Genomic DNA, 14684 nt, shown 5'->3' with positions numbered 1-14684 from the left:
CCTGACTGAGCCTGTACCAAGGAAAAAGGCTATCGTCCGATCTGACCGGGTTTACCTTGCGTAATCGCGTTCGTCAGCAATCACCTTGCCGTCGTTTGGAAGTGAGCCGGGCGGGACCGTTGTCACCGAGCCGCCAAGCTTGGTGATATCGCGCAGAGAGTTTGCGATTGCATCCTCATCCAGCGCGTTGCCGCCGGCCGGCTCCACGTGCAGCGCCATGGCATCCGTTTCGCCCTCGCGCGTGACAACCAGACGCGCGCGGGCGATCTCGCCATGACGCTTCAGAAGCGCGCCGACCTGCTCGGGGTCTATGAACATGCCCTTGACCTTGGTGCGCTGATCGGCACGGCCCATCCAGCCCTTGAGCCGCATGTTGGTGCGCCCGCATTCGCTCGCGCCGGAAACGACCGCTGAAAGGTCGCCTGTACCGAGCCGAACCATCGGATAGGCGGTATTGAAGCTTGTTACAACGACCTCGCCCACCTCGCCGTCAGGGACCGTATCGTTCGTGCCGGGGCGGACAATCTCAACGATCAGGTCTTCATTGACGATCATTCCGGGCAGAGGTTCGCCATCTTTATTGGTCGTCTCATAGGCTATGACGCCGATATCCGCGGTGGCATAGCACTGGAGTACGCGAATACCGCGCTCGGCGTATTCAGCCCGGAGAGAGGGAAACAGCGCGCCACCGGACACCAAGCCGATGCGGAAGGAGGACAGGTCACAACCGGCTTCCGATGCCCGGTCCAGCATGATTTTCAGGAAATCGGGCGTACCGCAATAAACCGCTGGACGGAGTGCGGAGGCCGCTTCGACCTGTACGTCCGTGTTGCCTGTGCCAGCCGGAAAGACGGCACAACCGAGCGCACGGGCCCCCTCGTCGAGCATAAAGCCGCCCGGCGTCATGTGATACGCAAAAGCGTTATGGGCAACATCACCGGCGCGGACGCCCGCGGCAAAGAGAGCACGCGCGGCGTGCCACGGATCGGGGACTGGCGGCTGTATTTCCCAGATCGGCCCCGGTGACATGAAAACATGGGCGCCCTTCAGCGCATCGATATTCGCAAATCCTCCTAATGGAGGATCGTCACGCTGAAGCCGCAGAAGTTCCGACTTGCGCAACACCGGCAAGCGGGCGAGGTCTTGGCGCGAGCGGATGTCTTCCAGCGCGATACCGGTCAGCCAGCGTGCAAGGCCGGGGGCTTTATCCGTTGCTGTCGAGAGGAATTCCGGCAATCGCGTGAAAAGATCTTTCTCGCGAGCTTCGGAATCCTGTACCTCGCGTTCATCGAAATACGCGTTCATGGCTCCTCCTCCCGTTCGCGTCCAAAATGGCCGCGCATCGTTCCACCCAATCAGGCAAAGATCCCGAACGCCCTCCTCTTGTCCGGAACCTTCCCATGGTGGTACTCGTGCGGTTTGCCGAGACGGCAAGCCGCAGACCTTTCCAGGTCAGTATGATCGCAGCACCTAAGACGGACTTTCAAGCCCGTCCTCGGTTCATTCGGAACATCGCGCTGCGATCGAACTTCGACGGGATATCCTAGCTGCGAGTCAGGACGAAATTCTGTCCTTGCGTGTTGGTGCAGTTGAGTTGGCTCTGGCCAACCATTTCGCATGTGACTTGCACGTTCGTCTGGCGAACCAGGGAGCGCATCGCGATATCGATCGTACGGCTGTCGCGGAAGCGGTATGTCCCTTCGGAAAGCCTGTTGCCGGTATCATTCGCGATGGTCACGAACTGACCGTCGTTAAAACTGGAGACGGAGATGCCCTGCGGGTCAGACCATCTTCCTTCGACGGTCGATTCCGCGGAGCGGGGTACACCGGAAACACAACCGGCGACGACTAATAGAGATGCCAGCGCCGCGAATGATGCTGGTTTGAAAAGAGCTTTCATGACCGCCTCCTCAATTGCGAGAGCCCGAATTCGCCGTATTTTTCAGATAAATGCAACCCGTAGCGAAGCAGAAACGCTTTACCGCACGAGAATGTTGCGGAATTGCCATGGGTCCGTTTCATCGATGTCCTCGGGGAAAAGTCCGAGCCGGCTGTCGAGCGGAGTCCAGTCGGTGTAGTATCCGTTGACCGGTCCGAGATAGGGCCGCTGAACTTCCAGGCAGCGACGATAGTCCATTTCATCTGCTTCCACGATGCCGGCCTCAGGGTTTTCCAGTGCCCAGACCATGCCGGCGAGGACGGCGGACGTCACCTGAAGGCCAGTAGCGTTCTGATAAGGGGCGAGAGCACGGGTCTCATCGAGGGAGAGCTGTGAACCGAACCAGTAGGCGTTTTTCTCGTGGCCGTAGAGAAGAACGCCTAGCTCATCGATGCCATCCACCAACTCGTTCTCGTCCAGAATATGTTGAACGGGCTGGGGCTTGCCCGCCGCGCCGAACATCTCGTGGAGTGACAGAACGGCATCATTGCAGGGATGGTACGCGTAATGGCAGGTCGGTCGATAGGCCACCGCGCCATCCTCATCGCGCAGGGTGAAGAAATCGGCGATGGAAATTGATTCATTGTGCGTAACGAGGAACCCGTATTGCGGCCCTGGTGTGGGACACCAGGTGTGCACGCGCGTGTTGGCTCCGGGCTGTTCAAGGTAGATCGCTGCCTTGCAGCCGGTCTCCTGGTCACGGGCATTATCCGGCCGCCAGTTCTCATGTGTTCCCCAGCCGAGTTCCGCCGGCTGGAGCCCTTCCGCGATGAAACCTTCAACCGACCATGTGTTCCAGAACACATTCATGGGTTTCGGCTTCTTCGTGCGCTGGGTGTCACGCTCGGCGATATGGATGCCTTTCACGCCCACCTTCTGCATCAGCTCCGCCCAGCCTTCACGGTCCTCGGGGACAGGCATCTCGAAATCTAGCTTCATATCGGTGGCGAGATTCACGAGCGCCTGCTTTACGAACCAAGATACCATTCCAGGATTCGCACCGCAGGTGGAGACTGCCGTCGTGCCGCCGGGTGAACTGCGCTTTTCCTCGCGAACGGGCTCGCGGAGGGCGTAATTCGTCCGCGAAGCATTGCTGACGGAAGTGTCGGTGTAGAAGCCGAGCCACGGCTCGACTACGGTGTCGATATAAAGGACGCCCAACTCACGGCAGAGCTTCATCAGATCGAGGGAGGAGGTGTCGACCGAGAGATTTACACAGAAGCCCTGGCCCTCGCCCTCGGTTAGAAGCGGGGCGAGGAGATCGCGGTAATTTTCCTTCGTGACATGGGCCTGAACGAACTCGATGCCGCGCTCGTCCAGCAGCTTGCGGTCCGTGTCGACCGGGTCGATGACGACCATGCGTGACTTGTCGACCCTGAAATGACGTTCGATGAGCGGCAATGTCCCTCGGCCGATCGAGCCGAATCCGATCATGACCACAGGACCGGTGATTTCTCCGTAAACGGGCCACTCTTTCTCTGCCATTAGGGGAAGCTCCATTGACATATCACGCGGGGGCGAATGATTGCGTCAAATCATAGAACGCTCCGACAATAAACCCCGAAACGGGACCGGGAGCGGAGGGGGAAGTGTTTACCGCGCTGAAAGCACATCGCCCGACGCGAAGCGTGCCTTCAGCAATGCCTCATCGTATTCCTCACGAGCTTTGGAATCGAAGACAATACCGCCGCCGACATTGAAAACGGCTTCTCCGCTCTCATGGATCGAAATCGTGCGGATCGCCACGTTGAAGCGCATGCGACCGTCCGGAGCTGTCCACCCGATCGCGCCGCAATAGACGTCGCGCGGCTCCTTCTCGAGCTGGCGGAGGATTTTCATTGCGCTAATCTTCGGCGCACCGGTGACGGAACCGCAGGGGAAGAGGGCTGTCAGGATATCCTTCAGGCCGTGCTCTTTCGAAAGCTTGGCTCGCACGCGGCTGATCATCGTATGCACGGTGGGGTAAGTCTCCACGTGGAAGAGCTCGGGCACATGCAGCGAACCGACCTCGCTGATGCGCGAAATATCATTGCGTAACAGGTCGACGATCATGCGGTTTTCCGCCTGGTTCTTCGGATCCTTGGCGAGAGCTTTCTTGAGAGCCGCGTCTTCCTCCGGCGTTCCACCACGCGGCATGGTGCCTTTCATCGGCAGGGTTTCGATCCAGCCATCTGCCGACACTTCAAAGAAAAGCTCCGGCGAGCGCGACAACACGACCGGACCGCCGAGATCGATAAAGGCCGCGTAGCGAACCGGCTGGCGCGCGGTAAGGCTTTCGAAGAGGGCGAGGGGGTCACCTTTCCATTGCGCATGGATGGGAAAGGTCAGGTTGCCCTGATAGCAATCTCCCAGACGGATATGGCGGTGGAGTGTTTCGAAACGTTCCGCATACTCCTCGAAGTTCCAGGCGGGCTTTGGCGCAAAGAGGCGCGGTTCACCCGTGGTTATCCCTTGATCCTCGATGGGCGAAGGGTCGTCAAAGACGCCAAAGCACAACAAGGGCGCGTCGCGGCTTTCCGGCAGATGCGGGACGAGCGCATCGTCCAGCAGATATCCTGCTTCGTAGGAGATATAGCCCGCCAGCCATTTGCCTGCGCGCTGAAGCGTCTCCGCCCGCTCCAGGGCAGGGACGAGTTCAGACGGTTCGCGGACAAGGAGCACCTCGTCCGGCTCGGCGAAGGACATCACCTCGCCCTCAAGATCGTTGCGGAAGAGGGCGAGGGGGCCTCCGCTGCGCGAGATGTCCATACTGTGCGTCAGTCTTTGTCGAGTGCTTCCAGCTCGTCGATCATCCCCTCGATGACCGACAGGCCCTTTTTCCAGAACGCAGGGTCGGAAGCATCGAGGCCGAATGGCGCGAGCAGTTCCGAATGGTGTTTGCTGCCTCCAGCTTTCAGCATGTCGAAATACTTCTCCTGAAAGCCTTCCTCCGCCTGCTGGTAGACCGCGAAAAGCGAGTTCACCAAGCAATCGCCGAAGGCATATGCATAAACGTAGAAAGGCGCGTGGATGAAGTGGGGAACATAGGCCCAGAAGGTCTCGTAGCCTTCACGCAGCGTGATTGCGGGGCCGAGGCTTTCGGCCTGCACTTCCAGCCACAATTCACTCAGCCGGTCCGATGTCAATTCGCCCTTTCGGCGCTCGCTATGAACCTTGCGCTCGAACTCATAGAAGGCGATCTGGCGCACGACCGTGTTGATCATGTCCTCGACCTTCTGTGCGAGCATCGCCTTGCGCTCGCGCTTGTCCTTCGTGCGCTCGAGCAGCGAGCGGAAGGTGAGCATTTCACCGAATACGGAGGCCGTTTCGGCCAGTGTCAGCGGGGTGGAAGCCATTAGCGCGCCCTGCTCGGCCGCCAGAACCTGATGTACGCCGTGGCCCAACTCATGGGCGAGCGTCATCACGTCCCGCGGCTTGCCCATGTAATTGAGCATTACATACGGGTGGGCCGAGGGCACCGTGGGGTGGGCGAAGGCGCCGGGCGACTTGCCCGGACGCACGGGAGCGTCGATCCATCTGCGATCAAAGAAGCGGCCAGCGATCTCGGCCATTTCGGGCGAGAAGCCGCCATAAGCAGAAAGGACCGTCTCCTTGGCTTCCGTCCAGCCGATGTTGGCCTGCGGCGTTTCCGGCAGCGGTGCATTGCGGTCCCAATGGTTTAGCGTTTCCATGCCGAGCCATTTCGCCTTCATCGCGTAGTAGCGGTGAGAAATGCGGGGAAACGCTTCGTGGACGGAGCTGTGCAGTGCGTCGACAACCTCGCGCTCCACCCGGTTTGCGAGATGACGGGAATCGGCGACATCCTCGAACTTGCGCCAGCGGTCGGATATCTCCTTTTCCTTCGCCAGCGTGTTGGTGATGAGCGTAAAGAGGCGCATGTTCGTCCTGAGCGTGGTGGCCAGCGCCTCGGCAGCCTTGCGTCGCTTCTCTCCATCACGATCCTGCAAGAGGTTCAGTGTCGGTTCGAGCGTGAGTTCCTCGCCATCGACATTGAAGCGCAGGCTTGTCATGGTCTCGTCGAACAGACGGTTCCATGCGCCGCGCCCCGTCACCGACTGCTCGTGGAAAAGCTGCTCGATACGGTCTTCGAGTTGATGCGGGCGATCCTTGCGGATATCGAGCACCCATGGGCGATAGTAACCGAACGTCTCGTCCTGCTTGAGGGCCGTTTCGATCAGGGTATCTTCGACCTTGTTCAGCTCGAGTGTGAAGAAGAGCAGGTGCATACTGGCGTTTGTCAGCTTCTCCTGCACATCGCCGTAAAACTTCGCCCTCTCCGGGTTGGAGGTGTCGTCGGCGTAAACCAGCCCTGCATATGATCCGATGCGCCCGAAAAGCTCGTCCAGGCGCTCGTATTCCTGAACAGCTTCGCCCAGTCGCCCCTCGCTTCCCTTCGCCGCCTCTTCAGCCAGGCGACCTTTCCATTTCTCCTCGAATGCGCGTGCCTCGCGGCTTGTGCGCTCCATGTCCGAGGCGAGTTCCGGGCTATGAATGCCGGGATAAAGATCCGCCAGATTCCATACCGGCAGATCGCCGAGTTCGGGCACGTTACCCGCTGCTTCCGCCTCGGCCGTTGCGTTGGTGACGCTCATATCATCTGAAAAGAGAGGCATGGATTGCTCCGTCCGTTCCGTATGATTTTCAACTTAATGCAGAAATCAAGGATTCATTCACCGGGTTTCTTGAAAGCCTGTTTAGAGGGCCGTGCCATAATGATCCAGAGCGTGCGTTACGCTCCATGTGAATTTTGAGGCGGTGGGATTATGTCCGAAACCGTTCTGATCGTCGATGACGACCCCGTGCAGCGCCGCCTTCTCGAGGCGGCCGTTAGCCGGCTTGGTTATGCGCCCGTGCTCGCCGATAGTGGCGAGCGGGCGCTGGAGCTTTTGCACGTACGGGCGGAACTGCGTGCCGTGGTTCTCGATCTCGTGATGCCGGGCATTGACGGCCTGGAAGTGATGAGACAGATGCGCCGGCAGGGCATCGAAGTTCCTGTTATTGTGCAAACGGTGAAAGACAGCGTTGAAACCGCCGTCGGAGCCATGCGGGCGGGCGCCTTCGATTACGTGGTCAAGCCGGTCTCACAGGAGCGGCTCAAGACAGCCGTTGGCAATGCGCTCAAAGTCGGGGCGCTCGAGGGCGCCGAGCGGCGAAAGCGCGGCAAGACGAAGAGCAGCTTTTCCTTCCGCGACATCGTTAGGGGCAGCCCGGCCATGGAGCGGACGATCGCATTGGCCCAAAAGGCGGCCGCAACGGATATCCCGGTGCTTCTGGAAGGCGAGTCGGGCGTGGGCAAGGAGATCATCGCGCACGCAATCCGTAGCGCGAGCCCCCGGCGCGGCAAGCCGTTCGTACCCGTGAATTGCGGCGCGGTGCCTGACAACCTCGTGGAAAGCATCCTGTTCGGCCATGAAAAAGGTGCTTTCACCGGCGCAACCGAAAAGCACGCTGGAAAATTCGTCGAGGCGGATACGGGAACGTTATTTCTCGATGAGATCGGCGAGTTGCCTCTCGACGTTCAGGTAAAAATCCTTCGCGCAGTGCAGGACGGGGAAGTGGACCCGGTCGGCGCACGCCGGACGGTACGGGTGGATATACGCCTGATCTCAGCCACGAATCGCGATCTTCTTCAGCGTGTGAAGGACGGCGCTTTTCGGGAAGATCTTTTCTACCGGCTCAATGTTTTTCCCATCACGGTACCGCCGCTGCGCGAACGCAAGGAAGACATTCCTCTACTTGTCCAGCATTTCATGTCGCATTTCGCCGATGCTGTTTCCAATGAGGTTTCCGGAATTTCGAGCCGGGCGCTCGATCTTCTGTCTGCTCATGACTGGCCGGGCAACGTACGCGAGCTGGAAAACGCGATTCTGCGGGCGATGGTGCTATGCGAAGGCGAAATCCTGACTGTAGCCGAGTTCCCCCAAATTCGCGCTCAACTGGAGGGAATTGAGGAAACCGTGTCCGCCGTCGAGGAGAGTATGAATTCGGACGATGGAGCGCCCTCGCGGGGTAATCTCCCCAAGCCCTCCCGAAAGGCGGGCCTTTTGAACGGATTCACTGAAAGCGGCCATATCCGAACGTTGGATTCGGTGGAGCGGGAAGTGATCCAACTTGCTGTAGAACACTACCGCGGCCGGATGAGCGAGGTGGCCCGCCGGCTGGGAATCGGCCGCTCAACGCTTTATCGCAAGCTCAAGGAGATGGGGCTTGAGCCGCCGAATGCGCGCGACGATCTCTCCTGAGAACCGTTTGATGCCGCGGTCCGCATAAAAATTTTTCCCTCATTAGTGCTTTGTTTACTCAAAATTTCTGAAATAGTGGGACATTGTGGTTTGGCCATGGTGTATGTACGATTGGGACTCAACACTGAATTGGCCGTTTCATCGTCCTGGTGGGTACGAGCCAGGATTCGTTTCTGGAATAATTTCAGCCCAAAAGGCTTGAGTTTGACAAACGACACAATTCGACACTGCGGGGGACGCAAGGAGAGGGTGAACTTGGCCGGGATCGCTGCCGGACTGATGCTCGCGTTCGCTCTGCTTTTAGGCGCCGGGCAGGCTGCCAATGCAGAAACGCGCACGTTGAAGCTCTACTTCCTTCATACGAAAGAACGTGCCGAGATCGCGTATAAGCGGAATGGGCGTTATCTGAAGGATGGGCTCAACCAGATCAATCACATTCTGCGCGACTGGCGACGCAACGAGCCGACCCAGATAAATCCGGTGCTTCTCGATGTCCTGTGGGCGGTGTATCAGGAATCGGGTTCGAATGATTACTTCCATGTTGTGTCCGCATACCGGTCGCCGAAGACAAATGCGATGCTACGTAGCAAATCCAGCGGCGTAGCGAAGAACAGCCAGCATACGAAAGGCAACGCCGTTGATTTCTACCTGCCGGACGTAAATCTTTCCAAGTTGCGGGCTATAGGGTTAAAGTTGCAGGCTGGCGGTGTTGGCTACTATCCACGTTCGGGGTCGCCATTCGTGCACCTGGATGTCGGCAGTGTTCGTCACTGGCCGCGCATGAGCCATAAGGAGCTGGTCGCTCTCTTTCCTGAGGGCAAAACCCTGCACGTACCCTCCAATGGTAAGCCCCTGCCGGGTTATGAGCAGGCGAAGGCTTCCTATGAGCAGCGCAGGAGGCAGGGCGAATTGGTTCAGGTCGCCGGCGAAGCGCGAAGCGGTGGGGGTGGGCTGCTTTCCGCCCTCTTCGGCCGCAGGGACAGGCAAGGAAACGAGGCGAGCACGCAGGTTGCCTCCGCCCCGCAGCAGCCCACCAGACAGCAGCAACAGCCTGCACCGCAACAGCAGGCGCAAACACAGGCACAGGAACGCCAGGAAACTCCGGCCAGATTGCTCGCGGAATTGCCGGCAACTGCGCTGCCCGTCCCTGCGTCGGCCCCGCGTCCGGACACCGGGCGTTTGACGGACGAGGATGAACGAGGTGATTCGGAGGCACCCGTCGCGGGCGAAGAAGCGCAGGATCTCTCGGAGATGTTGCTGGCACTCAATGCTCCGGTGCCGAGCCGGCGTCCTGAAAACATGCCTGCAGAGAATGTCGTAGAAGCGGCGGATGAGGCGGTGGACCAACTCGAGATAGCCTCTACGGCTGTGGCTTATGCAACGCCGACGCCGCGCCCGGCGACATCGGCATCCAGCGATGCTATTGCCGAGCTCCTTGCAACTCGGAAGGGTGACGCGTTGCCGGAAGGCGATGAAGCTCCTGTTCTGACCGCTTCCGAGACACCTACTCCCACCAACATCTCCCCGCTCGAAGACAAGACGGAGCATAAATCCGAGTTGGTGGTCGCTGCCCTGTCGGACATGACAGTGCCATCGGAGACGCCTGAGGCGGCGTCAATCGACTCCCCGCCGCAAGTGGCTTTTCTGAGCCAGGATGAAGGTTCTGCGCCGAAGGTAAGCCTTTCCAAGGGCGCACGGACTACCGGAAAGGCAGGAAGACCTCGTCCTGGCGATCAACGTCAACCGATGAAGTCCCACGTTCTGCCCGTTAGGGCCGTGGTCGCGGATCTCGTCCTCAGTCGCCGGTCCATGTTGGACCGCACCCTGCAAACCGAGGTGCCGACCTTCAACGCACGCATGGCGGACGCCCCGAAAGCCGTCTACACGGACGGGTTTAAGCGGGATGCGACGATTGCTGATGCCCGGCGTTTTACCGGCAGTGCCGTGACCTTCCTGACGGTGGCCAAATTTGAAGACTAGCGGTTAATCTTGGAGGCTGCGCGAGCCAGTTCCTCGATTTTGTCCCAATTTCCCGCGGAAAGTTCGGCCTCGGGCGCCAGCCAGGACCCGCCAACGCACACGACATTCGGCAGAGCGAGGTAATCCGCAGCGTTTTCGGCTGTGATTCCTCCGGTGGGGCAGAAATGGACATCGGCCAGCGGCGAAGACAGCGATTTCAAGAAGCCGGCGCCTCCAGCCTCTTGGGCCGGGAAAAACTTCAGGATACGATAGCCTTCCTCACGCGTCGCCATAATTTCGCTTGGCGTTACAGCACCCGGTAAAAACGGAGTTTTCGACTGATTTGCCGCGTCCAGAAGTTCCTGCGTCGTTCCAGGTGAGACGATGAACGTCGCGCCTGCCGCCTCAGCAGCGGTGAAGTCCTTTCCGGACAGAACCGTCCCGGCACCAACGATGGCTTCCGGAACTTCATGGGACACCAGCCGGATGGCATCGAGCGCGTCTGGTGTGCGCAGTGTGATCTCCACCGCCGGCAGCCCGCCTGCGGCGAGCGCTCGAGCGAGTGGAACGGCATCAGAGAGCCGGTCGATCTTGAGTACCGGTATGACTGGCTGTCCTGATAGAATGTCCCGGAGCTTTTCCGTCTTCTTCTTCATCATCACCGGCTCCCGCATAAGTATGTCTTCCTGTCATAGACTGAATCGTGCTGGCAGTTCAAACCTTCCAGCGCACTAAGAGCCGCAAAATCCAGCGACAGAGCCGGTCGAGCGAACGGCGCAGAGCGTCCGCTACGCTCACTGTGGGCAGGCTGGCTTTCGTTATGAGCTGTGTTTTCGGGCCAAAGATCCCGTCTGGCACGAGACCGTGGCGGCGTTGGAGTTGTTCCACCGCCTTCTGTGTTTCAGGTCCGAAAACACCGTCTACAGCGACCGGATGGCCGATCGCGCTGAGCTGCCGTTGAAGGCGACGCACGTATTCTCCGCGGTCGCCAAATTTCAGGAGGTTTCGTTCTTGCGAGGATACATGCGTTTCGCCCATGGCGACCCGCCGCGCGTTCCGGCGATAAGCGAGTGAGAGCTTCAGGTGATAGCCGTTTCGGGCGAAGCCGGGCCCGTTGTAACCGCGTGCGAAAGCTGTCCAGTCGTGACGGCGTAATGCATCTGAAAGCCCGCTCTTGTCGATATAACACAGCATTAGCGAAAGCTGACCCTCGAGTCCGCTCCGTGCTTCCTCGACCAGTGCTTCGAAGCTCGGATAGCCGAGCCAGGCCCAGTGGGCGCCCATGACTTGGCCAACGCCCCAGGAAACAGATTCGTACGCGGCTTTGCGGTCGATGGCAGCGGCGCGTTCAAGAAGGCGCCAGCGTGCCAACTGTGATGGAGGATTGTGTATGGCTCCGGGGTTCGCCGAAGCCAAGCCGGCTGCCCGCGCGGCTATTCGCTCTTCCGGTGAAAGCCTGCGATCCAAATAGTGCCCTTCGAAACGGATGAGCGGCTCTTTTCGGCCCTCCACCATTGCGCAGGCCTTTCCTGCGCTTTCTACCTCAACGATCGCGAGGAGGGCGGCTGGTTCGATTTTCTTATCTTCGGCGAAACGGGTAATGCGGTGGACGGTGTCGGTGGAAAACATAAGCTGGCCTCCAGTTCGTTTCGGCCATTTTCCGCTCATACTGGCGGGCGGGGATAAATTGCTTGGGTTTTTATGAGTTCAATCCGGCCTCTTTCGCGCAAGTTTCTGGTAAAGCTGGAGTTTTCCATTCATTTCGGAATATCTAAAAACCCTGATCCTTTGCCTTGCCAACGGCTTTCAGGCAGGGCTAAGTTACGGGCACGCCGCGCTTCATGGGCGGCGGGGGCGGCAGTGAATGGCCGCCTCTGCGTTGAGGAACTGGCTGCATCCGGGGCGCGGATGTTGTCGCCTTCCACCTTCACGTCCTGTTTCACGGGCGCAAAGCGCCCGCCCGCCGGAGGATGTGTTGACGAGAATCGTCTTTGCGCTTGTTTGGCTTTTCGTGGCGTTGTCCCCCGCTTCGTCGAGCGCTGCCGATCGTATCACCGTCTTTGCCGCGGCCAGTCTGAAGGATGTTATGGACCGGGTCGTCTCCGCGTTCGAGGCGCAAAGCGGGGCGGAGGTGGTCGTTTCATTGGCGGGAAGCTCTGTGCTGGCGCGCCAGATCGATGCCGGTGCACCGGCCGATCTCTTCATCTCGGCAGATGTGGAATGGATGGATTGGCTGGCCGAGCGCGGGAAAATCGAAGCCGATACCCGCAGCATAGTGGCCGGGAACGAGTTGGTGATCGTCACGGGTAGACGCGATGTGGGCGGAGAGGAACCGGAAGCATTGCTGTCGGAGCGATTTGCCATGGGCGATCCGAGCCACGTTCCGGCAGGACACTATGCCGAAGCCGCTCTCTCCGAACTGGGGCTCTGGGACGCGGTGAGGAATCACGCTGTCTTTGGCGAGAACGTGCGCGTTGCACTTGAACTCGCGCGGCGCGGGGAAGTCGGCGCTGCCATAGTTTACGGCTCCGACCAGAAGGCGGTGCCCGGCCTTGCCCGCGCGTATACCTTTCCCGACGACAGTCATCCGCCCATCGCGTATCCCGCCGCTCTCACGCCCGAAGCGGAGCCCCAAGCGCGCGCCCTTCTTGATTTTCTATCGAGCCCGTCGGGACAAACGATTTTCGCCGGGCTTGGATTTAAATCCGCGGCAGGTACGCGTCCATGACCGGCACCGAAGCGGAGATCCTGCTACTTTCGGTAAAGGTGGCATTCTTCGCCATTCTCGTGGCGCTCGGGCCGGCTTTCGCCGTGGCTTGGCTTCTGGCGCGAAGGAACTTCAGGGGCAAGGCTTTCCTGCAGGCGGTCGTGACGCTGCCGCTCGTCCTGCCCCCAGTGGTGACTGGATACGGGCTGCTGGTTCTCTTCGGCACGCAGGGGGCACTTGGGCACACCATGGAAACGCTCTTCGGCCTCACCTTTGCATTTCGTTGGACAGGGGCGGCCCTGGCCGCGGGTGTCATGGCATTTCCCTTGCTTGTTCGGCCCATTCGGCTTTCCCTCGAAGCCGTGGACCGCGGGCTGGAGGAGGCCGCCGGCACGTTGGGTGCATCCCGGTTAATAGCGTTCTTCACCGTCACCCTGCCGCTAGCGCTACCAGGTGTGATTGCCGGTGCCGTTCTCGGCTTCGCAAAGGCGCTGGGCGAGTTCGGGGCCACGATCACGTTCGTGTCCAATATCCCCGGCGAGACACAGACATTGTCACTTGCGATCTACGCTCTCCTTCAGAGTCCGACCGGGAATGAGGCGGCTTTCCGTTTGATCGTCATCGCGATCCTTCTGGCCTTGGGCGCGGTGCTCGTTTCGGAATGGGTTGCACGGCGGCTCGTGCGTGGAGAGCGGGCATGAAGATGTTGGATGTGAATATTGCCGGAAAGATCGGCAGCTTTGCCGTTTCCGCGCGCTTCCAGGCGGAACAGGGCGTAACGGCGTTATTCGGCCCTTCGGGAGCAGGAAAGAGCACCATCCTGAAGATGATCGCCGGAACGGCACGACCGGATAGCGGCCATATAGTGGCCGGCGAGCGTGTATTTTTCGATTCCGTAACCGGCGTCAGTTTGCCAGCACGGGCGCGGGGCGTGGGTTTCGTGTTTCAGGATGGCCGACTATTCCCGCATATGAGTGTGCGCCGTAATCTCACTTATGCCCGCTGGGCGGGGCGGCGCGAGGCTTCGCGGTCATTGGAAGAAGTGGTTGGCCTACTGGGCCTTGCAGCTCATCTGGACAGATATCCCGGGACACTTTCCGGTGGAGAGCGCCAGCGGGTTGCTATCGGGCGGGCACTTCTTGCCGAGCCCGAGATATTGCTGCTGGACGAGCCGCTGTCTTCGCTCGATCGGGATAGGCGTGCGGAGATATTGCCCTATCTCGAAGCGGTTGCGAACGAGGCACATACTCCGATCCTGTATGTGAGCCATGAGACAGACGAGGTTGCGCGGCTCGCGGACCAGGTTGTCGTCGTCGAGAACGGAAACGTAGGCGCCATCGGTACGCCTGCCGAAATTCTCGGACAGAGGCGTTTCCCAATGGATGAGGAGGGCCCGGTCAGCATCCTCGAAGGGCGCGTCATCGATGTCGATGAGCGCTACGGAATGGCCCGCGTTGAGATCGGGGGAGCTCTCATCGAGCTTTCAAAAGATAGCCTGCCGGTTGAGGGTGGCGTGCGCTTGCGCATTCATGCCTCGGACATAGCCATCGCTATGCAAGCGCATAAAGGGCTTTCGATCCGTAACCAATTGCAATGCACCGTCGAGGCGGTGGAATTGCGCGGGCACTCAGCCCAGATCGCACTTTCCTTCGGGCGGCAAAAACTCTTCTCACGGATTACAACAAAATCGGCTGATATTCTGGGTTTGAAGACAGGCATGCAGGTTACGGCTCTTATCAAAGCCATTTCCGTCGAGTCGGGGCGGGCCAAAATCCAGGGGAAAACAGAACGACAGGCTAGTCTTAAAGTTTTTCCCGTATAAGTTGTTTTTCATTGT

General features: G+C 59.5%; 12 protein-coding genes. 5 read left to right on the top strand and 7 right to left on the bottom strand.

Features of this window, described 5'->3' with window-relative positions:
- Nucleotides 1-51 precede the first annotated feature (51 nt).
- The 5 genes from LY631_RS12830 to LY631_RS12810 all read right to left on the bottom strand — a co-directional run bounded on the left by LY631_RS12830 (nucleotide 52) and on the right by LY631_RS12810 (nucleotide 6531).
- A complete protein-coding gene (locus tag LY631_RS12830; RefSeq protein WP_274425814.1) occupies nucleotides 52-1305 on the bottom strand; it encodes a phenylacetate--CoA ligase family protein in 1254 nt (417 codons plus the stop codon).
- Nucleotides 1306-1543: 238 nt separating this feature from the next.
- Nucleotides 1544-1900, bottom strand: coding sequence for a hypothetical protein (locus LY631_RS12825; protein WP_274425813.1), 357 nt, complete (start codon nucleotides 1898-1900; stop codon nucleotides 1544-1546).
- A 78-nt stretch (nucleotides 1901-1978) separates the two neighbouring features.
- Nucleotides 1979-3424: a homospermidine synthase gene (locus LY631_RS12820; protein ID WP_274425812.1), complete on the bottom strand. Its 1446-nt coding sequence runs from the start codon at nucleotides 3422-3424 to the stop codon at nucleotides 1979-1981.
- Nucleotides 3425-3532: 108 nt separating this feature from the next.
- On the bottom strand, nucleotides 3533-4681 hold the full coding sequence (locus LY631_RS12815) for an aminodeoxychorismate synthase component I (RefSeq protein WP_274425901.1): 1149 nt from the start codon (nucleotides 4679-4681) through the stop codon (nucleotides 3533-3535).
- Nucleotides 4682-4695: 14 nt separating this feature from the next.
- Entirely contained in the window at nucleotides 4696-6531 is a 1836-nt protein-coding gene (locus LY631_RS12810) for a M3 family oligoendopeptidase (RefSeq protein WP_274425900.1), read from the bottom strand.
- A gap of 171 nt (nucleotides 6532-6702) precedes the next feature.
- On the opposite strand from LY631_RS12810, the gene LY631_RS12805 reads away from it, so the two are divergent.
- Together LY631_RS12805 and LY631_RS12800 are read left to right on the top strand one after the other, a co-directional pair.
- Entirely contained in the window at nucleotides 6703-8181 is a 1479-nt protein-coding gene (locus LY631_RS12805; protein WP_274425811.1) for a sigma-54-dependent transcriptional regulator, read from the top strand.
- Nucleotides 8182-8226: 45 nt separating this feature from the next.
- Nucleotides 8227-10161 (top strand): DUF882 domain-containing protein, encoded by a 1935-nt coding sequence (locus LY631_RS12800; RefSeq protein ID WP_274425810.1) that lies wholly within the window; start codon nucleotides 8227-8229, stop codon nucleotides 10159-10161.
- Here LY631_RS12800 and LY631_RS12795 read toward each other — a convergent pair.
- The gene (locus tag LY631_RS12795; RefSeq protein ID WP_274425899.1) at nucleotides 10158-10796 is read right to left on the bottom strand and encodes a 2-dehydro-3-deoxy-phosphogluconate aldolase; all 639 of its coding nucleotides are present in this window, start codon (nucleotides 10794-10796) and stop codon (nucleotides 10158-10160) included. The two genes, LY631_RS12800 and LY631_RS12795, sit on opposite strands and share 4 nt — an antisense overlap.
- 58 nt (nucleotides 10797-10854) lie before the next feature.
- Nucleotides 10855-11769: an N-acetylmuramidase domain-containing protein gene (locus tag LY631_RS12790; protein ID WP_274425809.1), complete on the bottom strand. Its 915-nt coding sequence runs from the start codon at nucleotides 11767-11769 to the stop codon at nucleotides 10855-10857.
- Nucleotides 11770-12115: 346 nt separating this feature from the next.
- Between LY631_RS12790 and modA the strand changes: the two genes are divergently transcribed.
- Genes modA through modC form a run of 3 tightly spaced genes read left to right on the top strand, consistent with a single transcriptional unit; the run spans nucleotide 12116 to nucleotide 14669 of the window.
- On the top strand, nucleotides 12116-12868 hold the full coding sequence (gene modA, locus LY631_RS12785) for a molybdate ABC transporter substrate-binding protein (protein ID WP_274425807.1): 753 nt from the start codon (nucleotides 12116-12118) through the stop codon (nucleotides 12866-12868).
- Nucleotides 12865-13548, top strand: coding sequence for a molybdate ABC transporter permease subunit (gene modB / locus LY631_RS12780; RefSeq protein WP_274425806.1), 684 nt, complete (start codon nucleotides 12865-12867; stop codon nucleotides 13546-13548). The genes modA and modB overlap by 4 nt, the downstream gene beginning before the upstream one ends.
- Nucleotides 13545-14669 (top strand): molybdenum ABC transporter ATP-binding protein, encoded by a 1125-nt coding sequence (gene modC / locus LY631_RS12775; RefSeq protein ID WP_274425804.1) that lies wholly within the window; start codon nucleotides 13545-13547, stop codon nucleotides 14667-14669. Before modB ends, modC begins: the two co-directional genes overlap by 4 nt.
- Nucleotides 14670-14684: the final 15 nt, after the last annotated feature.

The organism is Chelativorans sp. YIM 93263 (assembly GCF_028767125.1).
Classification (GTDB): Bacteria; Pseudomonadota; Alphaproteobacteria; order Rhizobiales; family Rhizobiaceae; genus Chelativorans.
Note: the sequence above shows the minus strand (reverse complement) of the source record. Positions and strands in the feature narration are given on the sequence as shown.